The sequence below is a fragment of the Thioclava sp. JE_KL1 genome (assembly GCF_009296265.1).
Taxonomy (GTDB): domain Bacteria; phylum Pseudomonadota; class Alphaproteobacteria; order Rhodobacterales; family Rhodobacteraceae; genus Thioclava.
Genome location: NZ_WBJS01000002.1, coordinates 371,463 through 397,164 on the forward strand (window position 1 = coordinate 371,463; position 25,702 = coordinate 397,164).

Sequence of the window (25,702 nt, forward strand, 5' to 3'; positions counted from 1 at the left end):
ACCCCCCAAATGGGGGGTAAATACGGCTTATGTTGGGTCAGTCCGAAAACACACTGTTGATCAACGCGCTTTTCGCGGCGGCGAGCGAGGCGGGAAAGGCTGGCTGGGTGCGCTTTCTCGAGCGGCTTTGTGCGGTCGCCCATGCGGAGGGCGCGGCGGTGCAGATCCTCGCGAACGAGGGGGAGGGCGCGGGCTGGCAGGTCGGCAGGATCGCTTTGCCCGATGCTGCGCGCCTGCAACCGATGCGTCTGGACCGCGTCTATTCGCAGATCGATCTGCCGGGCGAGGTCGAATGGCCCGGACCGCTCCGCGCGCTGAAAGTTGCGGCGGGGGCGGCGGGTCAGACTGTTTTGATGATCGCGCGCCCGCATCGGGATTTTCGCGCGGCAGAGGCGCTGGCGCTCTCGACCCTCGCGCCGCATCTGGGGCAGGCGATGATGATCCGCGAGGCGCTCGGTAGCGAGCGGGCCCGTGCTGCGCGTGATACTGAGGCTGCCGAAGCGCTCGGCGCGGGCTGGGTGGTGCTGACGCCTGCGGGGACGGTGCTCGCATTCGACCCGCGCGTGGCGGCGGCGTTCGATGCGCAGGGCTGGTTACGGCTGCGCATGGGCGCACGCCCGGAATTCGCCGATCCCGATGCCGCGCTGCGCTTTCGTCAGAACCTTGCTGCACTTGGAGAGGGGCGGGAGGTCGTCCGACCGATCCCGCTTGGACCTGAGGGCCGGGGCGTGCTGCGGCTTGCATCGGGGCAATGGCGGGGCGGTCCGGCGCTGATCGGTCATCTGCGCGACATGCCGCGGGCCGAGGCTTTGCCGGTCACGCGGATCGCTGGGACGCTCGATCTCAACCGCTCCGAGGCGCGGCTCGCGGCGCTTCTGTGCGATGGGGCGAGCCTGCGCGACGCGGCCGAGCGGCTGGGCTGGACGCTGGAAACCGCGCGCTCGACCTCGAAGCAGATATACGCCCGCGCCGGGGTCAGCGGTCAGACGGGGCTGTTGCGCAAGATGTTCGGCTCGGCGCTCTGGCTGGGTTAGCCGCGTGCAAAGAAGACCGCCGCCATCACCAGCCCGACCGCGATGATGAAGCCGCGCAGCAGCGCCATATTGGTGATGCGTTTCGACAGATGCGCGCCCAGATAGCCGCCGATTGCGCTTGCGATGCCCAGCACCAGCACCGCCTGCCAGTCGATCAGCCCGGCCACCGCATAGGTCACGACCGAGACCAGCGACAGCACTGCCGAGACGAGGTTCTTCAACCCGTTCATCGCGTGCAGATCGGTGAAGCCGATCAGGCCGAGCGCCGCGAGCAGCATGATCCCGAGCCCGCCGTTGAAATAGCCGCCGTAGATCGTCACGGCCATCAGGAGGGCAAAGGCCGAAACCGCACCCATAGTGCGGCCCGAGCGCTGGAGCGCCTTCAGCAGCAACGGCCCGAAAGCGAAAGCCGCCGTCGCGAGCAGCAACAGCCACGGGACCACGCCTGCGAACAGTTTTTCAGGGGTGATCAGCAGCAGCAGCGCACCGAGAAAACCGCCTGCCACGGCGGCGATCAGGATCGTGCGCAGCGCCATCGGGCCCTTGTGGCGCAGCTCGTGGCGGAAGGCCCATGCGCTCGACAGATAGCCGGGCAGAGCCGCCAGCGTCGCGGTCGCATTCGCGGTGATCGGCGGCACGCCGGTCCAGACAAGCGCGGGGAAGGACAGGAAGGTCCCGCCGCCCGCGACCGCATTCAAAGCGCCCGCCGCGAGACCGCCGAGCGCGAGGATCAGAAAAGACAGCATTTTTTACCGTAATCAGCCAAGCTCAGGTGCGACCGGAACGACGATCCGCCCGCGGATCTTTCCTTCGAGGAATTTCGGCGCGGTTGCAATCACGTCTTCCAAGGCGACCTCGGTCTCCATCGCGGCGAGCTTGTCCATGTCGAGATCGGCGGCCAGGCGACGCCATGCCTCGACGCGGTCCGAAACCGGGCACATCACGCTGTCGACGCCTGCGAGCGTCACGCCGCGCAGGATGAAGGGGGCCACGGAGGTCGGCAGGTTCATCGAGCCCGCCAGACCGCAGGCCGCAACGGTGCCGCGATAGGTCATCATCGACAGGACATTGGCGAGCACTTCGCCGCCGACCACGTCGACAGCTCCGGCCCAGCGTTCCTTGTTCAGCGGGCGAGGTTTACCCGAGACATCCTCGCGCGGAACGATCGAGGAAGCGCCGAGGCCCTTGAGGTAGTCTTCCTCTTCGGGGCGTCCGGTGACGGCGGCCACGGTATAACCGAGCTTGCCCAGAAGCGCGGTCGCCACGCTGCCCACGCCGCCGGTCGCGCCGGTCACGACGACCTCGCCGCTCTCGGGCGTCACGCCATGCGCCTCAAGCGCCATTACGCAGAGCATCGCGGTGTAACCCGCCGTGCCGATCGCCATCGCCTGACGCAAGGAGATTCCGTCGGGCAGTTTCACCAACCAGTCGCCTTTCAGATGGGCGCGCTCGGCCAGCCCGCCCCAGTGTTTCTCGCCCACGCCCCAGCCGTTGAGCACGACCCGGTCGCCCTTGGCGAAATCGGGATGCTTGCTGTTGGCGACGATGCCCGAGCAGTCGATGCCCGGCACCATTGGGAAGCTGCGCACCACGGGGCCCGCGCCGGTGATCGCCAGCGCGTCCTTGTAGTTCATCGTCGAGTAGGCGACGTCGACGGCCACCTCGCCCTCGGCCAGATCGGGCAGGTCGATTTCCTTGAGCGCGGCGCTCTGGGTCTCTTCGGGTTTCTCGATCAGAATGGCTTTGACCATGGGGTATCCTTTCAGCTTCGGGCGAGCCGCAGGAAGCCGTCGGTAAAACGGCGCAGCGGCTCGGGGTTGCGTTGAAGTTTGGTGCGCAGGACCGCGCCTTCCCAGCCGGTCCAGAACAGCTCTGCGAGGGCGTCGGGGTCGTGATCGGGGCCGATTTCGCCCGCCGTTTGCGCAGCGCGAAGGCAGGTCGCGGTGAGTCTTTGCCAGCGCTCGAATACCGCGATCAGGCGGGTGCGGAACTCCTCAGGTAGGCTGCCCATCTCCTGACCGAGATTGCCGATCAGGCAGCCACGGCGAAAATCGAACCGCGCCATGCCCGCCTCGGCCTCTTCGGTGAAGGCAGTGAGCCGGGCGAGGGGGCTGAGGTCCGCGCGGCTGAAGGCGCGGCGGAGCTTGTCTTCGAAATAGCTGCCATAGGCGTCGATCAGGGCCGCGCCGAAGGCCGCTTTCGTCGGGAAGTAATGGTAGAAACTGCCCTTGGTCACACCGGCGGCGGCGGTGATCTCGTCGAGGGCGACGCTCGCGTAGCCGCGCTCGGTCAGTTGCGCCAACCCCGCTTGAATCAGCGCCTTTCGGGCGTCCTGATCCTCCGGTTTGCGGCGCGGGCGGCCACGGCGCGATGGGGCTGGCGTAGCGGTCATGCGGAATTAATATACCATGCGGTATGATAAATCAATTGCCGCGATTTTCACGCTGCGCCGCGCCGGGGGTCACCGACCTGCGGCAGCGCTCTGAGCAGTAGCGCACGCTCTCCCAATCCCGGGCCCATTTCTTGCGCCACGCGAAGGGGCGGCCACAGTTGGCACAGAGCTTCGTCGGCAGGTCGGATTTACGGCGCATCTTCATGCAGAGCGATACGCGGCGGGCGCGGCCCCGGATGACCCGCGCAAAAGAAAAGGGGCCGCCGCCGCGACCCCTCTCTTGTCCCTCTTCCCTGCGATTAGATCGCCGAGCTATGCCCGGCTTTCGACAGATCATAGGCATCGAAATGGCGTGCGATCATCCGGGTCAATGGGCGTGCCTTGACCGGAATGCGCAGCCCCTCCGCGCTCACCTGAACCATGTCGCCGAAATGCTCGGCACACGTGGCGAACAGCGCGGACAACTCCTCCGGATCGGCGCCGAAGTCCTGCACCAGTTCCGCTGCGCTCACTTCGAAATCGCACATCAGCGCCTCGATCAGACGCGCGCGCATCTTGTCATCCGCGGTGAAGCGGTGCCCGCGCGAGGTCGAGAACCGATCCGCCCGGATCGCCGCGGTATGGGCCGAGGTGGCGGGTGCGTTCTGCGCATAGCCTTGCGGGAAGCGCGAGATCGACGAAGCGCCGAGCCCGACCAGCGCTTCGGCCTGATCGTCGGTATAGCCCTGGAAATTGCGCCGCAGCTTGCCTGCCCTTTGCGCGATCGAGAGGCCGTCGGTCGGCAGGGCGAAATGGTCGATGCCGATCTCGTCATAGCCGTCGGCCACGAACAACTCGCGCGCCACCTCGAAGAGCTTCAGGCGTTCCTGCGGAGTGGGCAGGTGATCCGACGGGATCATGGTCTGGCGCCGCGCCATCCACGGCACATGCGCGTAGCCGTAAAGCGCCACCCGGTCGGGGCCGAGCGACAGCAGCTTCTGCACCGAGTCCGCGATCTTCGTCGGCGTCTGGTGCGGAAGCCCGTAGAGGATATCGGCGTTGAGGCTCGCGACATCGCGTTCGCGAATCATGTCGACCGCGGCCTTGGTGATCTCGTAGCTCTGATCGCGCCCGATAACGCCTTGGATTTGCGGGTCGAAATCCTGCACCCCGATCGAGGCCCGGTTCATTCCCGATTCGACCAGCGCGTCGATGCGCTCGGCGTCGATCTCATTCGGGTCGATCTCGACCGAGAATTCCGCACCTTCGCCCATGGGCACCGCGTCGAAGACCGCGTCGGCGAGGCGGCGCATCATCTCGGCGGGCATCAGCGTCGGCGTGCCGCCTCCCCAATGCAGGCGCGACAGCGTGACGCCGGGCGCCAACCGTTCCTTGAAAAGACGCAGTTCGGCCAGCAGAGTCTCGGCATAGGCGCGCACCGGTTCTTCGCTTTGCGTGCCTTGCGTGCGGCAGGCGCAGAACCAGCACAGCCGTCGGCAAAACGGCACATGCATATAAAGGGAGATCGACGCACCTTCGGGGATCGCTTCGATCCAGTGCGCGAATTCCATCGGCCCGACATCGCCCGCGAAATGGGGGGCGGTGGGGTAGCTTGTGTAGCGGGGCACCCGTGCGTCGAAGAGCCCGAGCCGGGTCAGTTGCGATTCCTGTTCCATAGGCGTATCTTTAGATGTAAGACGCGCAACAGAATTTGACCCAGATCAAGCAATATCCACATGGCACATGATGACGTTCAGCCTGCTTCGCTCGCCTGCGGAGACTGCCCGATCCAACATCGCGCTGTGTGCGCACGATGCGATGCAGACGAGCTCGAACAGCTTGAGAAGATCAAATATTACCGAAGTTTCGAGGCGGGCCAGACGATTATCTGGGCTGGCGACCAGATGGATTTCGTGGCCTCGGTCGTCTCGGGCATCGCGACTCTGACGCAGACGCTCGAGGACGGGCGCACCCAGATGGTGGGTCTGTTGCTGCCCTCGGATTTCGTGGGCCGTCCCGGGCGTAACCGCGCCGCCTATAACGTGACCGCGACCACCGACATTCTGATGTGCTGCTTCCGCCGCAAGCCTTTCGAGGAGATGATGGAGCGCACGCCCCATATCGCGCAGCGACTGTTGCAGATGACGCTCGACGAACTGGACGCGGCGCGCGAATGGATGCTGCTTCTCGGCCGCAAGACCGCGCGCGAGAAGATCGCCTCGCTGCTGTCGATCGTGGCGCGGCGCGATGCGTCGATCAACATGAGCCCCAGCGCCCGGCAGATGGTGTTCGATCTGCCGCTGACGCGCGAGGCGATGGCCGATTACCTCGGGCTGACGCTCGAGACGGTGAGCCGCCAGATGTCCGCGCTCAAACGCGACGGGGTGATCGAGCTGCAGGGCAAGCGCCATGTCACCGTGCCGGATATGGATCGGCTGCTGCTGGAAGCAGGTGATGACAGCGACGGCGGTTTCCTCATCTGAGCATCCGTCCGCTCAGGGGGACACGCACTGACGATATGTGAGGGGCTTCATCGAGTCCCGCGTGATATCCTGACGCGAGAGGTAGATGCCCGTGCTCGACAGGGTCAGCACGATGTCGCGCTGCCATTTTTGTCCTTCGCCAGTAAAATTCCACGTCGCCCGCACCACGCGATCGGTCGCGCTGTCGATCTTAGTGAGTTTGGCCTGCGACTCGTAGAATTGCAGGCTGTCCGGCTTCACCACCATCAGCCCCTTGGCGTCATCGCGCGAGCCGTCGCAATCGGCCTTCGTCAGCCCCCAGCGCCCGACCATGCCCTCCGGCAGCGTCGTGGGCATCGCCCCGTCTTTTTTCGGCGTCATCTCCTGACAGGCGGCGAGCAGGGCGAGGCTGGCGAGAAGGGCGGGCAGGATGATGCGGCGGGTCATTGTGGGGCTCCGGTCTTTATTTAACCAGCCAACCCGTCAGCGCGACCGGAGTTCCGCGCAGGGCAGGGATGTCGCGACAAGGTCGCGAATTCGCGCGGGTTCTGCCCCGGTTTCGGCACTGTCGTTAGGTAAACAAGGGGAGGCAGCATCGAGGAAGGTCTTATGCGTATCCTGTTTACTTGTTTCTTCCTCGTTGCCGTTCCAGGCCTGAGTGTGGCGCAGCCGTTGTCGCAGAGTATGGCGCAATGCTCGGGCCTGTTTCACGGCGTCGGCACGATGATGTCCGATCCCGCGCGGGCGGAAAAGCTCGACCGGGCGGGGATGATCTGGCGAGGCGCGGCGATCAAGCAGGCCGAGGCTGAAGGGCGCGCAGATGCCGCCATCTGGGTGGCGGGTCATCAGCGTGAAAGCTTCGACGACTGGCGTGGGCGCGGCAAGATGGCGGCCTTCTCGCAGGACTTCCGCGACTGGGCCAGCTATTGCCGCAAACTCGGCAAGGCGAAGGGCATCGAAACCGACTTGCACCAATGAAAACGGCGCCCCGAGAGGCGCCGTCATCCGTTCTGAAAAGTGATGCGCTCAGTGCGCCATGATCACCGGAACCTCTGCCATCTCGAGCATGTGGCGCGTCGCCCCGCCCAAGATCGCTTCGCGGAAGCGCGAATGGCCGTAAGCCCCCATCACGATCGCATCGGCCTCGCTGTCGCTGACATGACGGTTGAGCACGTCCGACACGCGCGGCATGGTCTTGGCCAGCACCGACACCTCGGCATGGACGCCGTGACGCGCCAGCATCTGGCTGAGTTGGCCGCCGGGGTCGGAGCGCTCAGGCCCATGTGCGGGCGGGTCGATCACGGTGATATCGACCAGATCGGCGGATTTCAGAACGGGCAGGGCGGCGCGGACGGCACGCATCGCCTCATGAGATTGATTCCACGCGATAACGACGCGCTTGGCGGGCATGTCGCCGTTATACCCGTCGGGCACGATCGCGACCGGAACCTGACCCTCGAAGAGCGCGGCTTCGACCGCGGCCTCGATTTCCGGCCCGCGGCCCTCGCCATAGGGGCGCCCCATCACGACCAGATCGGCGAAGCGCGCCCGCTGCCCGACAACCGTCGGCATCGCGCCGATTTGCGAGACGACCGCATCGACGCCCCAGCGGATATCTTCGGCTTCGAGCCGCGCGCGCACCGCGGTCTCGGCATTGCGCGCATCGTCCTGCGCGCGGTCCATCGTTTCCTGCTGCACGAAGGCGGTCGCGCCCGCGTAGTAATAACCGGTCTGCGTGCGGTCCACGCCGAGGCAGAGCACGTCGAGATGGGCGTCGCGCCGCCGGGCGACGGCCACGGCGGTATCGATCTGTGTCGCGGCCGCCTTGGGATCCGTGACGATCGTGAGAAGTGTCTTGTAAGCCATGGGTCCTGTCCTTGCGCCAAAAGCGAATAAGCATGTGAGACCAGAGACTAACCCGAAGAGATCGGCCGCACTTTGACGCGGATCAAGGGACGTGCCCGTCATATCACATAACTGCGACCGAATGGCGCACTGTGATCGCGAGCATTTGATGCAGATCAAGGCATCGTGCATACCCTCGGACCACAAGGACTCCAGTCAAGCCCAGGAGGATTCTCGGTTTACGAGGGTGCCGCAGGGGCAGACCAGACGAAGGGACGCACAAAATGTGGGATTATATCAAGCTGATCGCGCTTGGCCTTGTGGCGGTTCTGGCCGCCATTGCGGCCGGCTACGCGCGCGATCTTGCCTATCAGGTGAATGCAGTCGAGGTCATGCTGGCCGCGGTCATCGCATTCATCTGGGTGCTTCGCACCATGGGGAGCCGCCAGCCGGTGGCTCAGAACGAGTATTTCGACGGCGTGGTTCGCGCCGGGGTGATCGCGACGACCTTCTGGGGTGTCGTGGGTTTCCTGGTCGCCGTCATTATCGCCTTCCAGCTGGCCTATCCGGCGCTCAATTTCGAATGGGCACAGGGCTATCTGAACTTTGGCAAACTGCGCCCGCTGCACACGTCGGCGGTGATTTTCGCTTTCGGTGGCAACGCGCTGATCGCATCGTCGTTCTACGTGGTGCAGCGCACCTCGGCAGCGCGGTTGTTCGGTGGCAACAGCCTCGGCTGGTTCGTGTTCTGGGGCTATAACCTGTTCATCGTACTCGCCGCGACCGGCTACATCCTCGGCGCAACGCAGTCGAAGGAATATGCCGAGCCGGAATGGTATGTCGACATCTGGCTGACGATCGTCTGGGTCGCTTATCTGCTGGCCTTCCTCGGCACGATCTTCAAGCGCAAGGAACCCCATATCTACGTCGCCAACTGGTTCTACCTTTCCTTCATCGTGACCATCGCGATGCTGCACATCGTGAACAACCTGTCGATCCCGGTCTCGTTCTTCGGTTCGAAGTCGGTTCAGGTCTTCTCGGGCGTGCAGGACGCAATGACGCAATGGTGGTACGGCCACAACGCGGTGGGCTTCTTCCTGACCGCAGGCTTCCTGGGCATGATGTATTACTTCGTGCCGAAGCAGGCTGAACGTCCGGTCTACTCCTACAAGCTGTCGATCGTGCACTTCTGGGCGCTGATCTTCCTGTACATCTGGGCCGGTCCGCACCACCTGCACTACACGGCGCTGCCCGACTGGGCCTCGACGCTGGGCATGACCTTCTCGGTGATCCTGTGGATGCCCTCCTGGGGTGGCATGATCAACGGTCTGATGACGCTCTCGGGCGCATGGGACAAGCTGCGCACCGATCCGATCATCCGCATGATGGTGGTGTCGGTCGGCTTCTACGGCATGTCGACCTTCGAAGGCCCGATGATGTCGATCAAGGCGGTGAACTCGCTGTCGCACTACACCGACTGGACGATCGGTCACGTGCACTCGGGTGCGCTCGGCTGGAACGGCATGATCACCTTCGGCATGCTCTACTTCCTCGTGCCACGTCTGTGGGCACGTGAAGGGCTCTACTCGCTGAAACTGGTCAGCTGGCACTTCTGGCTCTCCACCATCGGGATCGTGCTCTACGCCGCTTCGATGTGGGTCGCCGGGATCATGCAGGGCCTGATGTGGCGCGAAGTGGACAGCCAGGGCTTCCTCGTGAACGCCTTCGCCGACACCGTGGCCGCTATGCATCCGATGTTCGTGGTCCGTGGTCTGGGCGGTGTGCTCTACCTCACGGGTGGCATCATCATGGCCTACAATCTGTGGATGACCGTCGCTCGTCAGCCGCGCGTGGAATCGCGTTCGGTTGCCGCCGTGCCGGCTGAATAAGGAGAGGAACAGATGGGACTTCTCGACAAGCACAGTGTTCTTGAAAAGAACGCCACGCTCCTGCTGATCTTCGCCTTCCTGGTCGTCACGATCGGCGGCATCGTGGAGATCGCACCGCTCTTCTACCTCGAAAACACCATCGAGGACGTCGAAGGGGTGCGGCCCTACACGCCGCTGGAGCTCACCGGGCGCGATATCTACATCCGCGAGGGCTGCTATGTCTGCCACTCGCAGATGATCCGCCCGATGCGCGACGAAGTGGAGCGTTACGGCCATTACTCGCTGGCAGCGGAGTCGCAATACGACCACCCGTTCCAGTGGGGCTCGAAGCGGACGGGGCCCGACCTCGCCCGCGTCGGCGGCCGCTACTCGGACGCCTGGCATGTGGATCACCTGACCAATCCGCAGTCGGTCGTGCCGGAATCGGTGATGCCGAAATACGGCTTCCTGCTCAATCGTATGGTCGATCCCGCGCATATCGACGAGCGGCTCTCGACCGATGCGATGGTGGGCGTGCCCTATACCTCGGACATGATCGAGAACGCCAAGGCGGACTTTGCCGCTCAGGCCGATCCGATGAGCGACTATGACGGGCTGATGGAGCGTTATCCCAACGCGACGAACGTCCGTAACTTCGACGGTCGCCCGGGCATTTCCGAGATGGACGCACTCGTCGCCTATCTGCAGGTGCTCGGCACCATGGTCGATTTCTCGACCTTCGAACCCGTGGCCAGCCGGTAAGGGGAGCTGATCAATGGACTATCATATCTTCAGGGAATTCGCGGACAGCTGGTTTCTGATCTTCATGTTCGTCTTCTTCCTGGCCGTCGTGGCCTGGGTCTTCCGGCCCGGGTCTCGCAAGACCTACGAAGATACGTCCGAGATCCCGTTCCGGCACGAAGACAAACCCGCCAATGCCTCGGAGGCCGGCGAAAGCCGGTCCTCCAAGGACTGACGGCGCCACGTTGTAAGGAGGCGTGGAGAAAATGAGCAAGAGACCAAGCAAGCACAAGCACGAGGTCGAGACCACGGGTCACCAGTGGGACGGCATCGAGGAATACAACAATCCGCTGCCCAAATGGTGGCTGTGGACCTTCTACGCCTGCATCATCTGGGGGATCGGTTACTCGATCGCGATGCCGGCATGGCCGATCTTCAAATCCGGCGCGACGCCGGGGATCATGGGCTCGTCGACCCGCGCGAATGTGCAGGCCGATATCGACAAGTTCGCCGCGGCGAACAAGCCGATCCAGGAGAAGCTCGTCTCGGTCGATCTCGACCAGATTTCGAGCGATCCCGAGCTGAACAACTATACCCAGAACGCCGGTGCGGCCGTGTTCCGGACCTGGTGCGCGCAGTGCCACGGTGCGGGTGCGGGCGGCAACTCGAAGCTGGGCTATCCGAACCTTCTCGACAGCGCATGGCTGTGGGGCGGCACGATGGAGGACATCCATTTCACCGTCACGCACGGCATCCGCAACGAGACGGACCCGGATGGCGAGGCACGTTACTCGCAGATGCCCGCTTTCGGCACGGACGAGCTTCTCGAGCCCGCGCAGATCGATCAGGTCGTGCAATACGTCCGCAAGATCTCGGGTCAGGACCATGACGAAGCAATGGCCACTGAAGGCGAGACCGTCTTCATGGACAACTGCTCGGCCTGCCATGCCGAAGATGGCACCGGCGACCAGATGCAGGGTGCGCCCAACCTGACCGACGCCGTCTGGCTTTACGGTGGGGATGTGGACACGCTGACCTACACAGTCACCAACGCCCGCTTTGGCGTTATGCCGAACTGGAACGAGCGTCTGTCGGAAGCGGATATCCGCGCCGTGGCAGCGTACGTTCACAGCTTGGGCGGCGGCCAGTAACGGTCGAAAATACAGAGATCCCGCGGGGCTTTGGTCTGGCGGGTCGCACCGGCACCCCGTCCTGTTCGCGCGTTTCCTGGGGGTGCTGGTGCCCAATTTCAGAGGGCCCCCGTTGCGGGGCCCTCTCGTTTGTCGAGGGTTACCTGTCGTCTATCTTGGGGTCATCCTTGGGCAAAACAAGTTCCGCGCTTGTCTTTGCACGCCGATGTGAACGCCGATGCGAGCGGGCCGCCGGCAGGCCGGGGCGCTGATCGAGGCCCGTGGCGATGGTGAAGCTCTGCGCCCAGATCCCGATCATTTCCACATCTCCCGCAAACGTTGGCGCAGCGAGGGACGCGGTGCGCGATGGCGCTTGCGCGAGTCTATCGGGTCCGGCAGGTGCGGCCAGTTGCTTTGCGGCGGATGGAGGTTCATGCGGGCGAACAGCATCAGCGTGTCGGGCGTAACTCTATCTTTCATGTCTGATCTCCTGAGGGCGGGTCAACTCTGGTCAGGATGCGTTATTTGCGCGAAGATGCGACTCAGGAAACTTTCCAACATGTAAGTTGAAGTTACAGATATGGACTGGCGAACCCTTCCCTCCCTGACCGCGCTGCGGGCGTTTTCGGCTTTCGCAGAGTGCGGATCGGTGGCCGAGGCGGGACGTGCGCTCAACGTGTCGCATGCGGCCGTCAGTCAGCAATTGCGGGGGCTCGAAGAGCGGCTCGGTGTGACGCTTGTCGACCGGTCCGGCCCGCGGCCTGCGCTGACGCCCGACGGTCGCCGCCTTGCGCAAGCGCTGCGCGACGGGTTCGGCACGATTTCCGAGGCGGTCGCTTCGCTGAGCGACACGGCCGACTCCCGCCCGCTGCAAATCTCCACCACGCCAAGCTTCGCCTCGGCCTGGCTTCTGCCCCGGCTGCCGGACTTTCGCGAAGCCCATCCCGAGATCGGTCTGACCATCGACCCTTCGGCGACCGTCTCCACGCTTGCGCCGGGCGGGGTCGAGATGGCGCTGCGCTACGGATCGGGGGACTGGCCCGGTCTCGAGTCGCGGCTTCTGGTGCGCTCACCCATCGTCGTGGTCGCGGCCCCCGCGCTGGTGGGGGAGGGGCGGTATGACTGCCCGGCGGATTTGCGCGGCCTGCCGTGGTTGCAAGAGCTCGGCACCTCCGAGTCGACCGACTGGTTCGCGCGCCATGGCGTCACGCAGGATCAGGCCAAAAGCCTGACAGCGATGCCGGGGAACCTTTTGCTCGAAGCGGCGCGCGGCGGGCAGGGGGTGGCGGTGACCGCTCTGGTCTGGGTCGCAGGCGATATTGCGGCCGGACGGTTGCGGCTTCTGTTTGAAGACAGCGAGGAAAAAGGCTATTACACGGTTACGCGACCGGGCGTGAGGCGACCGGCGCTACGCCAGTTCATGTCTTGGCTCTTCAAGCAAGCGGCGCATGCCGGTGACCAGTAAAAATACCAACCAGTGAAGATTTCCTGTATGGCAGACCTGTCTTTTTGACGCAGGTCAAAGCCTTCACGACTGTGTCATACCAGAAGAGCCTGTGACGCAGAGAAATATATGAACGGAGAGAGTCGTGAGCTCCACCGAACCAGTCGATCCCCCGCCGCTTTACGCCGCCCGCGAGCCGATCTTTCCGCGCCGCGTGCACGGCCAGTTCCGCAACCTGAAATGGGTGCTGATGGCGGTGATGCTTGGCATCTATTACATCACGCCGTGGATTCGCTGGGATCGTGGCCCGGAACTGCCTGATCAGGCGGTGCTTCTGGACCTCGCGAACCGCCGCTTCTTCTTCTTCATGATCGAAATCTGGCCGCATGAATTCTACTTCGTCGCGGGCCTTCTGATCATGGCGGGCCTTGGCCTGTTCCTGTTCACCTCGGCACTGGGGCGCGTCTGGTGCGGCTACGCCTGCCCGCAGACCGTCTGGACTGACCTGTTCATTCTTGTCGAGCGTTGGGTCGAGGGCGACCGCAACGCGCGTATCCGTCTGCTGCGTCAGAAGTGGAACGCCGAGAAGTTCCGCAAGCGCATCACGAAATGGGTGCTCTGGCTGCTGATCGGCGTCGCGACCGGCGGGGCCTGGGTGTTCTACTTCACCGATGCGCCGACGCTGCTGACCGATCTGTTCCACGGCACCGCCTCGCCGATCGCCTATACGACGATCGCGGTGGCGACGCTCACGACCTTCGCCTTTGGCGGTTTCGCCCGCGAACAGATATGCATCTACGCCTGCCCGTGGCCGCGCATTCAGGCGGCGATGATGGACGAAGACACGATCACCATCGCCTATCGCGAATGGCGCGGCGAGCCGCGCGGCAAACTCAAGAAGGGCCAGCACGATCCGACGCAGGGCGACTGCATCGATTGCATGGCCTGCTTCAACGTCTGCCCGATGGGCATCGATATCCGCGACGGCCAGCAGCTTGAATGCATCACCTGCGGCCTGTGCATCGATGCCTGCAACGAGATGATGGACAAGATCGGCAAGCCGCGTGGCCTCATCGGCTACATGGCGCTGAAGGACGAGGCGAACGAGCGCTCGGGCAATCCGGTCATCAATGTCTGGAAGCACATCATGCGCCCGCGCACGATCCTCTACTTCTCGATGTGGTCGCTGATCGGTATCGGTCTGGTGGTCGCGCTCTTCATGCGCTCGCCCATCGACTTCAACGTGACGCCGAACCGCGATCCGCTCTTCGTGGTGGAGCCCTCGGGCGCGATCCGCAACATCTACACGCTGCGGCTGCGCAACAAGGCGGGCGAGGCGACCGAGTTCAAGGTCTCCGTCAAGGCGCCCGACCCGGCCGACCAGGGCACGCTGAGCGTGTTGCTCGAAGGTCAGGACGGAAACACCGTGACGGTGCCCGCAGATGAAACCATGACCCAAAGGGTCTATATTGTCGCCGAACCCGGTTCGTCCATCGCCACCAGCGAGCGTACCGAGCTGACGATGTGGATCGAGGACATGACCAATACTGACCGCGTGTCGGAGACGACCGTATTCAACGGAAGGGTACAATGACCGAGATGGCGAAACCGCTGACCGGAAGAAAAGTGCTGATGATCGCGGTGGCCTCCTTCGGGGTGATCATCGCGGTCAACCTCGTCATGGCATGGCAGGCCGTCAGCACCTTCCCCGGCCTCGAGGTCGACAATTCCTATGTCGCCTCGCAGACCTTCAATGAAGAGAAACTGGCGCAGGATGCGCTCGGCTGGACCGTGTCGCCGGAGTATTCCGACGGCAAGCTGAGCTTCGTGATCCGTGACGAGGACGGGCTGCCCGCGAGGGTGGCCGAGTTCAAGGCGCTCGTCGGTCGCACCACCCATGTCCGCGATGACATGACGCCCGATTTCGACTATGTCGGCGGGATCTTCACCACGAAGCTCGACCTTGCGCCGGGCGTCTGGCTGGTGCATCTCGACGCGAAAGCCGCCGACGGCACGGAGTTCCGCCAGCGGATTGACCTGTTCGTGAAAGGCTGAGCCGATGTCGGTGTCGCCCGCTTCTCCATCGCATAGCGAACCGTTCGAGGACGAGCATGTTTCGGCCTCGGCCTGTCCCGCCTGCATCGCGGCCCCCTCGGCCGAGCAGATAGCGAAGTCGGGTGATATCAAGGGCGCGCGGATCATGCTGTCGCTGCCCACGGCGCATTGTGCGGTCTGCATCACCGATGTCGAACGCGAGCTGATGAAGCAGCCGGGCGTGAAATCGGCGCGGGTGAACCTGACGCTGAAACGCGCCTCGGTCGATGCGGCGGGCGATGTCGAACCGGCGGGGCTGATCGCGGCGCTCGACAAGATCGGCTACGAGGCGCATGAGCTCGATCCCGGCATGCTGTCCGCGACCGAGGCCGACAAGCGCGGACGTGACCTCTTGATGCGCATGGGCGTCGCGGGCTTCGCGATGATGAACATCATGATGCTCTCGATCGCGGTCTGGTCGGGGGCGGAGGATTCGACGCGCGACCTCTTCCACTGGATTTCGGCGGCGATCGCGCTGCCCACCACGATCTTCGCGGGCCAGCCCTTCTTCGCCAATGCCTGGGCGAGCTTGCGCGGCGGGCGTCTCGGGATGGATGTGCCGATCTCGCTCGCGATCCTGCTCGCGCTCGGGATTTCGCTGTTCGAGACGATGCATTCCGGCGCGCATGCCTATTTCGAGGCGGCGACCATGCTCACCTTCTTCCTGCTGGTGGGTCGCTATCTCGACTATCGGACCCGCGCCGTGGCGCGTTCCGCCGCCGAGGAACTGGCCGCGCTGGAAGTGCCCCGCGCGACCGTGTTGCGCGACGGCGACGAGGTCACCGTGCCCGTGGGCGAACTGGTGCCCGGCGATCTGATCCGGGTGCGCCCGGGAGGCCGTATCCCAGCCGATGGCGAAGTGACCGAGGGCCAATCCGAGAGCGACCGCTCGCTGCTGACCGGCGAAAGCCTCCCCGTGCAGGTGCTGCCCGGAATGACGCTCTCCGCCGGTGAGGTGAACCTGACCGGGCCGCTGACCCTGCGCGTGACGGCAGCCGGGCGCGACAGCTCGTTGCATCGGATGGCCGATCTCGTCGCGATGGCCGAGAGCGCGAAAACCAAATACACCTCGCTCGCCGAACGGGCCGCGCGGGCCTATGCGCCGATCGTGCATATCCTGTCCTTCAGTGCGTTCTGCGCCTGGGCCTGGATCACGGGCGGCGATTTCCGTCTGGCGGTGAATATCGCGGCGGCGGTGCTGATCATCACCTGCCCCTGTGCGCTGGGGCTCGCCGTGCCTGCGGTGGTGACCGCCGCATCGGGCAAGCTGTTCCGCAAGGGCCTGTTGATCAAGGACGGCACTGCGCTGGAGCGTATGGCCGAGATCGACACGGTCGTCTTCGACAAGACTGGCACGCTGACCATGGGCGCGCCGCGCCCGCAGAACCTCTCCGACCTCTCGCCCGAGGCGCTCTCCGTCGCGATGGCGTTGGCCGAGGGCTCGAGCCACCCGCTCGCGCGTGCCCTGCATGAGGCTGCGGCAGGGCAGGGCGTTGCGCCCGCCACGCTGAGCGATCTGCGCGAAGTTCCGGGCTACGGCGTCGAGGGCGTCTGGCAGGGGCAGCGCGTGCGGCTCGGTCGTGCGAACTGGATCGGCGCTGCCGAGGGTGCGACCACCGCGACCCATCTCGCGATCGGCGATGCGACCCCGATCTCGATCCGGTTCGCCGACACGCTGCGCACCGGGGCCGAAGAGGCCGTGGCCGGTCTGAAGGCGCAGGGCAAGCAGGTCTGGCTGGTCTCTGGCGATGTCGAAGGCGCGGTGAGCGATCTCGCCGCGCGCCTCGGGATCGACACCTATCGCGCCGGCGCCTTGCCTGCGGAGAAAGCGCAGCTCGTGAGCGATCTCACCCAACAGGGCCACCGCGTGCTCATGGTGGGCGACGGTCTCAACGACACAGCCGCGCTGGCCGCGGCCCATGTCTCGGTCTCGCCCGCCTCCGCACTGGATGCCGCGCGCACGGCGTCGGATATCGTGCTTCTGGGCAAGGATCTGGCGCCGGTCTCCGATGCCGCCTCGATCTCGGTGCGCGCCCGCCGCCGGATCAAGCAGAACTTCGGCATCTCCATCGTCTACAATATCATCGCCGTGCCGCTCGCGCTGACGGGGCTCGCGACGCCGCTGATGGCGGCGCTCGCGATGTCGGCCAGTTCGATCACGGTTTCGCTCAACTCGCTGCGCCTGCGCTGAAAGGAGCCCCTCATGGAGGTTCTTCTCTATTCGATTCCGATCTCCCTGCTGCTCGGCGGGATTGGCCTCGGGGCGTTTTTCTGGTCGCTGAAGAACAATCAGTATGACGACCCGAAAGGCGACGCCGAGCGTATCCTCTCGGACGAGTTCGACGACCATCCGAAGCAGGACTGAGCGCGCGACGGTAAGGGCCGGGCCGGGCGGCCTGATCCCCTCAGAACCGCGCCCGCTTCGCCTTGGCACAAATATCCCCGCCGGAGGCTCCTGTCGGTGCGATCCGCGCGGCGGGTGCCATAAGGTCCGGAAAAAGGAAAAGCCGCGCTGACCAAGCGCGGCTTTTCATATTTTGCCCCTAAGGGAAGACTCTCAGGGGCCGACCACTTTGCAGTCCATAGCGCGAGACTCGAGCCTTGCACAGGCCAGTTGTGCCATGTCTTGGGTCATTCCCACGAAATTCGCCTCATAACCGGTCTTTCGGGTGGCCACTTTGCGCAAAGCTTCGCCCAAAGTGTCGCTTTCCATCAGTGCCGTGGTCAGCATGTGGCGCTCTGCAGCGAATCGCGAACCGAACAGGCCGAGGCTGACACCCCAGTTGCGCCCACCCGAACTGGAGACGCGGGCGACCACGCGCGGTTTCTGTTCGGGAGCCGGGGCAGGGGGGGTGAGAGCTGCAAGGATGATCTCGCTTTTGCGCTTCTCGGGGGCTGCGGCCATCTGCGCGGTCTCGGGCTGCGGGTCCGTCGACTGCACGAAGCTGGACGGAGCCTTGCCGTTTTTGTCCAGATCGAGCGTATGTGCCTCGGCCAGCTCCATCGTCTCGGGCTGCGGCTGGGTGGACTGGACGAATTTCGGGCCGTCCGACGCGCCGGGCTCGTAGGAGGCAAGCTGCACGTCGCTCGGCTCTTCGCTGCCATCCGCGCTGGCCTTGCCGGCGGCAACGGCGGCGTCATGCGCCTGCGCCTGTGCCAGCGGGGTGGCCTTGGTCACCTCGGCAGGCAGCGCCTTCGTCGCGTCCGCGACCTGAATCTCGCGCGGGTTGCGCTGCGGGCGGGGGCTTGCGGTGATCTCCGCGCCGATCCCGAGCGTGCCGGCGTCAGCCACGACGACATCTTGCGTGTCCGCAGTGGCGTCCTGCGCGCCTTCGGCCACGTCTTCGGGGATGTCGGTGCTCTCATCCACCTGATCGGCCTGCACCGCGGCGGCGAGCGCCATCGAGATCGCATCGCTATCCGCAGTCGGCGCGGTCGGGCGGATATCGGGGCGCGGGCTCTTCTTCGGCGCGAGGTTGGCCATCAACATCGGCGATTGCGCGGGCTCGATATATTGTGGGATCCGGGGGCGGTTCGTCGGCGCGTTAGTCGGTGCGCGCTTGAAGCCCAGATCCAGCAGATCGGCCATTTTCGCGTTGCGCTGCGCGGTGGAGGTGCCGCCGAAGACGGTCGCGATGATGCGCTTGTTGCCGCGTTGAGCGGAGGCGGTCAGGTTGAAGCCCGAGGCCGAGGTGTAGCCAGTCTTGATGCCGTCCGCGCCCTTATAGGCTGCGAGGAATTTGCGGTTCGTCGAATAGACGGTGCGCACTTTCGCATCCGCCGAGCGGCGCGAGAAGATGTTGTAATATTGCGGATAGTCGAAGAACAGGTGGCGGCCCATGATCGTCATGTCATGCGCCGAGGACAGGTGGCCCTTGCGGGTCAGACCGTTGGCATTGACGAAATGGGTGTTCTTCATGCCCAACTGCCGGGCGGTGCGGTTCATCCGCGCAGCGAAGCCTTCTTCCGAGCCGCCGATGTAATCGCCAAGCGCCGCTGCGGCGTCATTGGCGGACTTGATCGCGGCGGCGCGGATCAGGTAGCGCACGGCGATCTTCTGACCGGGGCGCAGACCGAGCCGCGAGGGCGGCTGGCTGGCGGCGTGCTTCGTCACGGTGACGATGGAATCGAGGCTGAACTCGCCATGCTCGATCGCCTGGAAGGTGATGTAGAGCGTCATCATCTTCGTCAGCGACGCCGGATGCAGCGGCGTGTCGGCATTCTTGGAGTAGAGAACTTCGCCCGATCGCATGTCCATGACCATCGCCGCGTAGGGCGCGGCCTGCGCAGCGATCGGCGCAATGAGTGTCAGAAGGATTACGAATAGCCCATCACGGACCCAGCGCATCAGCGTGGTCACGGCTTCACCTATTTCACTGCCTCAATTTGACCCCTTTGCGGTACCGATCTTGAGCCGGTTTCCGGGGTTTATATTAGCGAGAAGCGTAGCACGGGTCTCTCAGGCTGAAAACTCCCTATTTTCAAGCGCTTTCACTGCGACATTCATGCAATACCGCAAGATGTGGTGGGCTGCTTGCGGCGGCCTCTCTATAGGTGGTGTATTTCGGACACAGGTGCGTGAGGTCAGCGGAGCATGACGCCACGCAATGCAGGGCTCAATCGGTGATTTTTGCGATCAGATCGGGCAATGCGCCGAGGTCGGGCAATTCGACGAAGCGCGGATGCTCCATCGGGGGCTCGGCATGCTCGAAGGCCCATGTCAATTCATGGGGCACATGCACGCCCCAGCCGCCCGCCTCGATCATCGGGATCACGTCGGATTTCAGCGAATTGCCCGCCATCAGACCGTGCTCCGCCCCTTCGGCATGGCGCGCGAAAATCTCGGTGTAGACCGGGGCCTTCTTGTCCGAAACGATTTCCACCGCGTCGAACAGATCGCCCAAGCCCGACTGCGCCAGCTTGCGCTCTTGATCGATCAGGTCGCCCTTCGTCACCAGAAGGATGCGGTAGTCGTCCGACAGCGCCTCGATCGCCTCGCGTGCATGGGGTAGCAGCTCGATCGGGTGCGACAGCATCTCGCGCCCGGCGGCGAGAATCTCCGACAGGATCGTTGCGGGCACGCGGCCCTCGCTGACTTCGATCGCGGTTTCGATCATCGACAGGGTGAAGCCTTTGATGCCAAAGCCGTAATGCGCGATGTTGCGACGTTCCGCCGCGATCAGCCGCTCTGCCAGATGATCGGGCTCCGCGTGCTCGCGCAGCAAGTCGGTGAAGCGGCCATGCGTGAGTTGAAAGAAACGCTCGTTATGCCAGAGCGTATCATCCGCATCGAAGCCAATCGCCGTGAGCCGCATTGTCCCGCCTTTCTCGTCACAGGTGTCGAAGGACTTTTCATATGTCACGAAGACCCTATATTCCGCCAGAGCCCCTCAACGAATCCTGATGCCGGAGCGCCCTTGACCGAGCCTCTTTACATGATGTCCGACGACGACCAGGACGACAGCGATAACGATGCGTCCCTCGCGACCAAGACACGGCCGAAGACGCAGCGCCCGCCGATGTACAAGGTCATGTTGTTGAACGACGATTACACGCCGATGGAATTCGTCGTCCATATCCTCGAGCGGTTCTTCGGTCTGAACCACGCGCAGGCGTTCGAGATCATGCTGACCGTGCACAAGAAGGGCCTTGCGGTGGTCGGGGTCTTCTCTTTCGAGGTGGCCGAGACGAAGGTGGCGCAGGTTATGGATTTCGCGCGCCGCCACCAGCACCCGCTGCAATGCACGATGGAGAAGGACTAAGGGCCGCCCAAGCGGTTCCTTGCAAATTCAGTCGCGCCCGCCTATTCGGCGGGCTCGTTTCTTTCAGAGGGTTCCCTGTATGAGCCATCCGCGACTTTCGCTCGCTCTCGAGATGCCCGAGGCGCTTCCGCCCGAGGGAGACATCGCGCTGTTCGCGCCTGTGGGCACGCTGGACCTCGGCGGTCTTCCGGTCGATCGCCTCGTCGCGATTCAGCCCGAAAAGCCCGATCATGACGTGCTCGCGCAGCGCGGCGTTCGCGTTTCGCCGAGTGCCGAGGGCAGCTATGCCGCCGCGATCATTTTCGCGCCCCGCGCCAAGGCCGAAGCCCGCGCGCTGATTGCCGAAGCCTGTCAGCGCGTGGCGCCGGGCGGGCCGATCTATGTCGACGGGGTGAAGACCGAAGGGATCGACTCGCTGCTCAAGGAGTTGCGGGGACGGGTGGATCTGTCCGCGCCGATCGCAAAGGCCCATGGCAAGATCGCTTGGTTCGCCGCAGCCCCCGATCTGCTGAGCGACTGGGCGGCTCAGGATATCCACCCGGTCGAAGGCTTCGTGACCCGTCCGGGCGTGTTCTCCGCGGATGCGGTGGATGAGGGCTCGGCGCTTCTGGCGGAATGCCTGCCCGATAGCCTGCCGTCGAAAGTCGCCGATCTCGGCGCGGGCTGGGGCTGGCTCTCGGCGCAAATCCTGGCGCGCAAGGGCGTCGAACGGCTCGATCTGGTCGAGTCGGATGCGGTCGCGCTGGACTGCGCGAAACGCAACATCACCGATCCCCGCGCACAGTTCATTTGGGCCGATGCCACGCGGCATGCGCCGGAAGAGCGCTATACCGCCGTCGTGATGAACCCGCCCTTCCACGGGGCCGCACGCGGGGCCGATCCGGCGCTGGGGCTGGCCTTCATTCAGGCCGCACGCGGGATGCTGTCGCTCTCGGGCACGCTCTGGATGGTGGCGAACCGCCATCTGCCCTATGCCGATGCGCTCGCCGCGGCGTTCCACGAGATCGAAGAGATCACGCCGCCCAGCGGTCCCTCGACCCGTTTCCGTATCATCCGCGCTGCCAAGCCGATCCCCGCCGGGAAGACCCCGGGGAAATCGGCGGGCACGCGCGCCACAGCGGAGCCGAAACGCCGCCTTGCCCCTCGCAAGCGGCGCTAAGCTCGCCTAACCTGCCTCAACATCCACGAGGAGACACCCAATGTCCCTTTCTGTTTCCGGCAAGACCGTCATCGTCACGGGCGCAGCCCACGGTATCGGTCAGGCCATCGCGCGCCATTTCGTCGATCGCGGCGCGCAGGTGATGTTTGCCGATATCGATGAAGAGAAGCTTGCCGCCGAACTGGGCGACACGGCCAAGACCGAAGGTCCGGTGCGCTATTTCTCGGGCGATCTGTGCGAGAAGCTCGCGGTGAAGAACCTGCTCTCGGCCACGGTGGACGCGTTCGACCGGATCGACATTCTGGTGAACTGTGCGCGCACCTTCGCGCCCTGCGATCCGCTCGATCCGTCGGTCGAGGTGCTCGACTCGATGCTGTCGCAGAACATGAAATCGGCGTTGCGGGTTAGTCAGATGACCGCGAAGCGGATGATCAAGCAGGCCGAGGATGAGGGTCGGACCGAGGGCGAGATCGGCTCGATCATCAATGTCTCGACGCTGGCCTCGAACCGTACCCAGCCCGAGCTGATGGCCTATTCGATCGCCTGCGCCGCGCAGGATCAGGCGATCCGCTCGCTCGCCGTGGCGCTTGCGCCGAAGCGGATCCGGGTGAACGGCGTCAGCTTCGCCTCGGTGATGAGCCGCTCGCTGCAGGATGCGCTGAAAGAGAATGACGATTGGCGAGAGGCGATCTGCGAAGGCACGCCGCTGGGCCGGATCGCGCCGCCGTCGGAGCTGGCCGAGACGGTGCAATATCTTGCGTCCTCGGGGGCGAGCTTCGTCACCGGGCAGATCATCAATGTCGATGGCGGGCGCAGCCTTCTGGATCGCGTGCAGGTCCCGGCCTTCTAAGGCTCAGGACCGCGCCGCGCGCCGGTCCATCGTCCAGAGTACGCCCGCGCCAGCCACGCCCAGAAGGGCGCCTGCGGCTGCGGCCAGCTCATAGCCCGCAATAGCCGTGCCAATGGCGAAGATCGCGGCGGAGAACCCGTCGCCTGCCAGTTTTTGCAACGCCATAAGCGAGGCCCCCGCGCCGGGCCGGTTCGACAGCAAATCCTGCAGATAGGCCATCGGCTGGGTCAAAACGACCGCGCCGCCGATCGCGCCGGGCAGGGCGAGAAACCAGACGTAAGGCGTGGGGGCCAGCAGCGGCAGCAGCCCCAGATGGGTCGCGTAGAGCGCAGCGCCGATCCAGATCATCGTCGTGCGCTCGATCCGCCCCAGAACCAGCGGCAACGCCAGCATGAAGGGCACTTCCAGCCCCGCCATGAGCCCCGCGTATAGTGCGGTGTCAGCAGCGCCGCGCCCCGGCGTCGCCTCGAAAACCAGCCCCATCACGACGAGATAGAGCATGATCGACCCGTTGATCGTGCCAAGCGCCACGACGCGGGCGAGGATCGGCAGGTTCGCCATCTCGTGCAGGGATTGCCGGAAAGTCAGCCCCGATTTCGGGTCGGGCCAGCGCGTCGCCCCGTCGCGTGGCCAGAACAGGAAGGTCAGCGCGAGGATCGTGGCCCCGAGCGTCAGCGTCACCGGGTAGATCGAGGTCATCGCCGCGCCTCGGTCGAAGACCACCGACCAGATCGGCAGCACCACGACCCAAGGCAGCGCGAAGAGCGCGCGCAGCGTCGAGAGGATCGCGGGCCGGTCCTCTGCGGGGTGGGTCGAGGCCGCCAGCCGCGAGAGTGCGAAGAGCTGGCCGAAGATCGATGCCGAGAGCGGCAGTATCAGCGCATTGGCGATCACGAAGACCACCCAGTTGTCGCCCGCCAGCACCAGCCCCGAGCCCACGATCAGCATCGCCGAGGTGCCAAGCGCGATGGCCCGGCGGTTCGCGCGCTGATCGGCGAGGATGCCAAGCCCGACCGAGGCCGAGACCGACAGCACCGAGGCAACCATCAGCACGCCCGAATAAGCGCGGTCCGACAGGCCGAACACCTTGATCGCCAGCGCCGAGACATAGGGGCCCATCGTCGCCGCATGGGCGCCGAACAGCACCAACAAAATGGCGGCGAGGCGCAGGGCAGGATCGGAGAGGACAAGGCGGATCGGGCGCAGCATGTCGTCGCTTTGCGCCTTCGGGCTGCCAAGTTCAAGAGGCAGCCGCCAAGCCTTACTCGTGGAGCTACAAAGGCTTAGCGAAATGCTCGGCGAAAAACCGCCACAGGCAGGGAACGGCGGCGCTGGAAACCTAGTTCAAAAGGCAGGGCGGGAGAGGTTGTACATGTAAAAGGAAGCATCATGCTCTCGCGTCATATCGCACTGAAGTTCGACAATGTGATCCGCAATATCCTGCTGCGCGCCGAGGTTCCGCCTTCGCAGATGCAGACACCGCGGCTGGGCCGTCTGGAAAATGCCGAAACCGCTCTGGAGCAGGAGTGCGCCCGCGTGGTGCTGGCGATGCCGCAAGAGGAGCGCGGGGTTCTGAGCCTCACCTACGGCCTCAGCGGTCACGCCCCGATCCCGCCGCATCGCGCTGCCGACGTGCTCGGTTGGACACTGATCCAGACGATGACGATAGGGGAGGGCGCGATCCTGCGGTTGCGCAACGCCAAATCCGCCCGTGCCGCGTTCGAGCCGCTTCTGGAGGCTCTGCATCCGCGCCTGCTCGCGGCGGCGGATGAGATCTACGAGATGCGTCTGGCCGATGTGCCGCGCAAGCGCCGCGACAAGGTGCTCAAAAACCTCTGGTGCGATATCAGCCCGCTGGAACGCCTTGCCCTGCGCGGCTTCGGCGACGGCGAAATCCCCGAGATGGAGCGGGCGCTGGAGCGCCGCGCCGCCGGTCAGCTTCTGTGCTGAGTGCTCAGCGCCAGTCGAAGAACCCTTCGCCCGCCTGAGACAGCAGATCGCGCGCGAGGTGCTCGCCCATCGCGGCGCCCTCGTCGATATTGCCCCAACGCTCGCCCGCGAGCGCCTCGGAGCCGTCGGGGCGCAGGATCTGCCCGCGCAGCCAGAGCCGGTCGCCCTCGATCAGCGCAAGCCCCGCAATCGGTGTCTCGCAAGAGCCGTCCAGCGTCGCGAGGAAGGCACGTTCCGCCAGCAGGCGCTGCTCGGTCACCAGATCATGGATCGGCGCAAGAAGCGCTTCGGCGCGGGCATCGGCCATCCGGCGTTCGATCCCGATCGCGCCTTGCGCGACTGCCGGCAGCATCTCCTCGGGGGCGATCGGTCCGCGCGCCGAGTCTTCCATGCCCAGACGACGCAGCCCCGCATAGGCGAGGAAGCTCGCCGCAGCGACACCGTCCGCCAGCTTCTTCAGCCGGGTCTGCACATTGCCGCGGAACTCGACCAGTTTCAGATCGGGCCGCACATGGGCAAGCTGCGCCCGACGGCGCAGGCTGGACGTTCCGGCCGTCGCCCCTTCGGGCAGGGCCATGATCGAGTCGTATTCCAGACTGACGAAGGCATCGCGCACGTCTTCGCGCGGAAGGTAGCAATCGAGCACCAGCCCCTCGGGCTGCTCGGTCGGCATGTCCTTCATCGAATGCACGGCGATATCGATGCGGCCATCGACCATCGCCTCTTCGATTTCCTTCGTGAACAGGCCCTTGTTGCCGATCTCTTTGAGCGGCTTGTCCGCCGCGATCATCGCCCGGTCGTCGCCCGTGGTCTTGATCACCACGACTTCGAAAGCGTCTTCGGGCAGACCATGCGCGGCCATCAGCCGGTCTCGGGTCTCATAGGCCTGCGCCAGCGCCAGCGGCGAGCCGCGGGTGCCGATCTTGAGCGGGGATTTCGCATCGGGCATCTGTTTCATGGCTCCGGAATATCCGCGACAGATGGACCTTGCA

29 protein-coding genes are annotated in these 25,702 nt (G+C 64.6%); 16 read left to right on the forward strand and 13 right to left on the reverse strand.

Annotation, left to right across the window (positions count from 1 at the left end; genetic code table 11):
• Nucleotides 1-56: 56 nt before the first annotated feature.
• A complete protein-coding gene (locus tag F8R15_RS04580) occupies nt 57-1,034 on the forward strand; it encodes a hypothetical protein (protein ID WP_152843742.1) in 978 nt (325 codons plus the stop codon).
• Here F8R15_RS04580 and F8R15_RS04585 read toward each other — a convergent pair.
• The 5 genes from F8R15_RS04585 to hemN all read right to left on the reverse strand — a co-directional run bounded on the left by F8R15_RS04585 (nt 1,031) and on the right by hemN (nt 5,081).
• A complete protein-coding gene (locus F8R15_RS04585; protein WP_152843743.1) occupies nt 1,031-1,780 on the reverse strand; it encodes a sulfite exporter TauE/SafE family protein in 750 nt (249 codons plus the stop codon). The two genes, F8R15_RS04580 and F8R15_RS04585, sit on opposite strands and share 4 nt — an antisense overlap.
• 12 nt (nt 1,781-1,792) lie before the next feature.
• Nucleotides 1,793-2,785, reverse strand: coding sequence for an MDR family oxidoreductase (locus F8R15_RS04590; protein WP_152843744.1), 993 nt, complete (start codon nt 2,783-2,785; stop codon nt 1,793-1,795).
• Between the two features lie 11 nt (nt 2,786-2,796).
• Complete coding sequence (locus tag F8R15_RS04595; RefSeq protein ID WP_152843745.1) at nt 2,797-3,426, reverse strand: TetR/AcrR family transcriptional regulator; 630 nt, start codon at nt 3,424-3,426, stop codon at nt 2,797-2,799.
• Nucleotides 3,427-3,457: 31 nt separating this feature from the next.
• Nucleotides 3,458-3,631: a DUF2256 domain-containing protein gene (locus F8R15_RS04600; RefSeq protein ID WP_253732390.1), complete on the reverse strand. Its 174-nt coding sequence runs from the start codon at nt 3,629-3,631 to the stop codon at nt 3,458-3,460.
• Between the two features lie 94 nt (nt 3,632-3,725).
• Nucleotides 3,726-5,081 (reverse strand): oxygen-independent coproporphyrinogen III oxidase, encoded by a 1,356-nt coding sequence (gene hemN / locus F8R15_RS04605; RefSeq protein ID WP_078548278.1) that lies wholly within the window; start codon nt 5,079-5,081, stop codon nt 3,726-3,728.
• Nucleotides 5,082-5,141: 60 nt separating this feature from the next.
• On the opposite strand from hemN, the gene fnrL reads away from it, so the two are divergent.
• A complete protein-coding gene (gene fnrL, locus F8R15_RS04610) occupies nt 5,142-5,888 on the forward strand; it encodes a transcriptional regulator FnrL (protein WP_078541984.1) in 747 nt (248 codons plus the stop codon).
• A gap of 12 nt (nt 5,889-5,900) precedes the next feature.
• Here fnrL and F8R15_RS04615 read toward each other — a convergent pair whose 3' ends face one another.
• On the reverse strand, nt 5,901-6,314 hold the full coding sequence (locus tag F8R15_RS04615) for a hypothetical protein (protein WP_152843746.1): 414 nt from the start codon (nt 6,312-6,314) through the stop codon (nt 5,901-5,903).
• Between the two features lie 225 nt (nt 6,315-6,539).
• Here F8R15_RS04615 and F8R15_RS04620 point away from each other — a divergent pair, with 225 nt between their 5' ends.
• Nucleotides 6,540-6,845: a hypothetical protein gene (locus F8R15_RS04620; RefSeq protein ID WP_152843747.1), complete on the forward strand. Its 306-nt coding sequence runs from the start codon at nt 6,540-6,542 to the stop codon at nt 6,843-6,845.
• 48 nt (nt 6,846-6,893) lie between these two features.
• Here the strand turns inward: F8R15_RS04620 and F8R15_RS04625 are convergent, their stop codons facing one another.
• Nucleotides 6,894-7,733 (reverse strand): universal stress protein, encoded by an 840-nt coding sequence (locus F8R15_RS04625; protein ID WP_078520407.1) that lies wholly within the window; start codon nt 7,731-7,733, stop codon nt 6,894-6,896.
• Between the two features lie 263 nt (nt 7,734-7,996).
• On the opposite strand from F8R15_RS04625, the gene ccoN reads away from it, so the two are divergent.
• Genes ccoN through ccoP form a run of 4 tightly spaced genes read left to right on the forward strand, consistent with a single transcriptional unit; the run spans nt 7,997 to nt 11,472 of the window.
• Nucleotides 7,997-9,601, forward strand: coding sequence for a cytochrome-c oxidase, cbb3-type subunit I (gene ccoN, locus F8R15_RS04630; RefSeq protein ID WP_152843748.1), 1,605 nt, complete (start codon nt 7,997-7,999; stop codon nt 9,599-9,601).
• A 12-nt stretch (nt 9,602-9,613) separates the two neighbouring features.
• Nucleotides 9,614-10,342, forward strand: coding sequence for a cytochrome-c oxidase, cbb3-type subunit II (gene ccoO, locus F8R15_RS04635; RefSeq protein ID WP_078520405.1), 729 nt, complete (start codon nt 9,614-9,616; stop codon nt 10,340-10,342).
• A gap of 13 nt (nt 10,343-10,355) precedes the next feature.
• Entirely contained in the window at nt 10,356-10,556 is a 201-nt protein-coding gene (locus F8R15_RS04640) for a cbb3-type cytochrome c oxidase subunit 3 (protein WP_078520404.1), read from the forward strand.
• Between the two features lie 31 nt (nt 10,557-10,587).
• On the forward strand, nt 10,588-11,472 hold the full coding sequence (gene ccoP, locus F8R15_RS04645) for a cytochrome-c oxidase, cbb3-type subunit III (protein WP_078570006.1): 885 nt from the start codon (nt 10,588-10,590) through the stop codon (nt 11,470-11,472).
• Nucleotides 11,473-11,611: 139 nt separating this feature from the next.
• Here ccoP and F8R15_RS21415 read toward each other — a convergent pair whose 3' ends face one another.
• Together F8R15_RS21415 and F8R15_RS21420 are read right to left on the reverse strand one after the other, a co-directional pair.
• Nucleotides 11,612-11,770, reverse strand: a complete 159-nt coding sequence (locus F8R15_RS21415; RefSeq protein ID WP_168174742.1) for a hypothetical protein — start codon at nt 11,768-11,770, stop codon at nt 11,612-11,614.
• Nucleotides 11,767-11,931, reverse strand: coding sequence for a hypothetical protein (locus tag F8R15_RS21420; protein WP_165756934.1), 165 nt, complete (start codon nt 11,929-11,931; stop codon nt 11,767-11,769). The genes F8R15_RS21415 and F8R15_RS21420 overlap by 4 nt, the downstream gene beginning before the upstream one ends.
• Nucleotides 11,932-12,031: 100 nt before the next feature.
• Between F8R15_RS21420 and F8R15_RS04650 the strand changes: the two genes are divergently transcribed.
• The 5 genes from F8R15_RS04650 to ccoS all read left to right on the forward strand — a co-directional run bounded on the left by F8R15_RS04650 (nt 12,032) and on the right by ccoS (nt 17,354).
• On the forward strand, nt 12,032-12,916 hold the full coding sequence (locus tag F8R15_RS04650; RefSeq protein ID WP_152843749.1) for a LysR family transcriptional regulator: 885 nt from the start codon (nt 12,032-12,034) through the stop codon (nt 12,914-12,916).
• A 124-nt stretch (nt 12,917-13,040) separates the two neighbouring features.
• Nucleotides 13,041-14,489 (forward strand): cytochrome c oxidase accessory protein CcoG, encoded by a 1,449-nt coding sequence (ccoG, locus tag F8R15_RS04655; protein ID WP_368730999.1) that lies wholly within the window; start codon nt 13,041-13,043, stop codon nt 14,487-14,489.
• A complete protein-coding gene (locus F8R15_RS04660; RefSeq protein WP_306461387.1) occupies nt 14,486-14,950 on the forward strand; it encodes a FixH family protein in 465 nt (154 codons plus the stop codon). The genes ccoG and F8R15_RS04660 overlap by 4 nt, the downstream gene beginning before the upstream one ends.
• A gap of 4 nt (nt 14,951-14,954) precedes the next feature.
• A complete protein-coding gene (locus F8R15_RS04665) occupies nt 14,955-17,180 on the forward strand; it encodes a cation-translocating P-type ATPase (RefSeq protein ID WP_152843750.1) in 2,226 nt (741 codons plus the stop codon).
• A gap of 12 nt (nt 17,181-17,192) precedes the next feature.
• Nucleotides 17,193-17,354, forward strand: coding sequence for a cbb3-type cytochrome oxidase assembly protein CcoS (ccoS, locus tag F8R15_RS04670; protein WP_078520399.1), 162 nt, complete (start codon nt 17,193-17,195; stop codon nt 17,352-17,354).
• A gap of 192 nt (nt 17,355-17,546) precedes the next feature.
• Here the strand turns inward: ccoS and F8R15_RS04675 are convergent, their stop codons facing one another.
• Both F8R15_RS04675 and F8R15_RS04680 read right to left on the reverse strand, forming a co-directional pair.
• Nucleotides 17,547-19,349, reverse strand: a complete 1,803-nt coding sequence (locus F8R15_RS04675) for a D-alanyl-D-alanine carboxypeptidase family protein (RefSeq protein WP_348638849.1) — start codon at nt 19,347-19,349, stop codon at nt 17,547-17,549.
• A gap of 256 nt (nt 19,350-19,605) precedes the next feature.
• A complete protein-coding gene (locus F8R15_RS04680; protein ID WP_152843751.1) occupies nt 19,606-20,304 on the reverse strand; it encodes an HAD family hydrolase in 699 nt (232 codons plus the stop codon).
• A 120-nt stretch (nt 20,305-20,424) separates the two neighbouring features.
• On the opposite strand from F8R15_RS04680, the gene clpS reads away from it, so the two are divergent.
• The 3 genes from clpS (at nt 20,425) to F8R15_RS04695 (ending at nt 22,760) form a co-directional block, all read left to right on the forward strand.
• Complete coding sequence (gene clpS, locus F8R15_RS04685) at nt 20,425-20,751, forward strand: ATP-dependent Clp protease adapter ClpS (protein WP_078520398.1); 327 nt, start codon at nt 20,425-20,427, stop codon at nt 20,749-20,751.
• Nucleotides 20,752-20,830: 79 nt separating this feature from the next.
• Nucleotides 20,831-21,910, forward strand: a complete 1,080-nt coding sequence (locus F8R15_RS04690; protein WP_152843752.1) for a class I SAM-dependent methyltransferase — start codon at nt 20,831-20,833, stop codon at nt 21,908-21,910.
• Nucleotides 21,911-21,950: 40 nt separating this feature from the next.
• On the forward strand, nt 21,951-22,760 hold the full coding sequence (locus F8R15_RS04695) for an SDR family NAD(P)-dependent oxidoreductase (protein ID WP_078520396.1): 810 nt from the start codon (nt 21,951-21,953) through the stop codon (nt 22,758-22,760).
• Nucleotides 22,761-22,763: 3 nt separating this feature from the next.
• Here the strand turns inward: F8R15_RS04695 and F8R15_RS04700 are convergent, their stop codons facing one another.
• Nucleotides 22,764-23,969 (reverse strand): hypothetical protein, encoded by a 1,206-nt coding sequence (locus F8R15_RS04700; protein ID WP_152843753.1) that lies wholly within the window; start codon nt 23,967-23,969, stop codon nt 22,764-22,766.
• Nucleotides 23,970-24,149: 180 nt separating this feature from the next.
• On the opposite strand from F8R15_RS04700, the gene F8R15_RS04705 reads away from it, so the two are divergent.
• On the forward strand, nt 24,150-24,710 hold the full coding sequence (locus F8R15_RS04705; protein WP_152843754.1) for a hypothetical protein: 561 nt from the start codon (nt 24,150-24,152) through the stop codon (nt 24,708-24,710).
• Nucleotides 24,711-24,714: 4 nt separating this feature from the next.
• On the opposite strand, the gene hemC is transcribed toward F8R15_RS04705, so the two are convergent.
• A complete protein-coding gene (gene hemC / locus F8R15_RS04710) occupies nt 24,715-25,668 on the reverse strand; it encodes a hydroxymethylbilane synthase (protein ID WP_152843755.1) in 954 nt (317 codons plus the stop codon).
• Nucleotides 25,669-25,702: the final 34 nt, after the last annotated feature.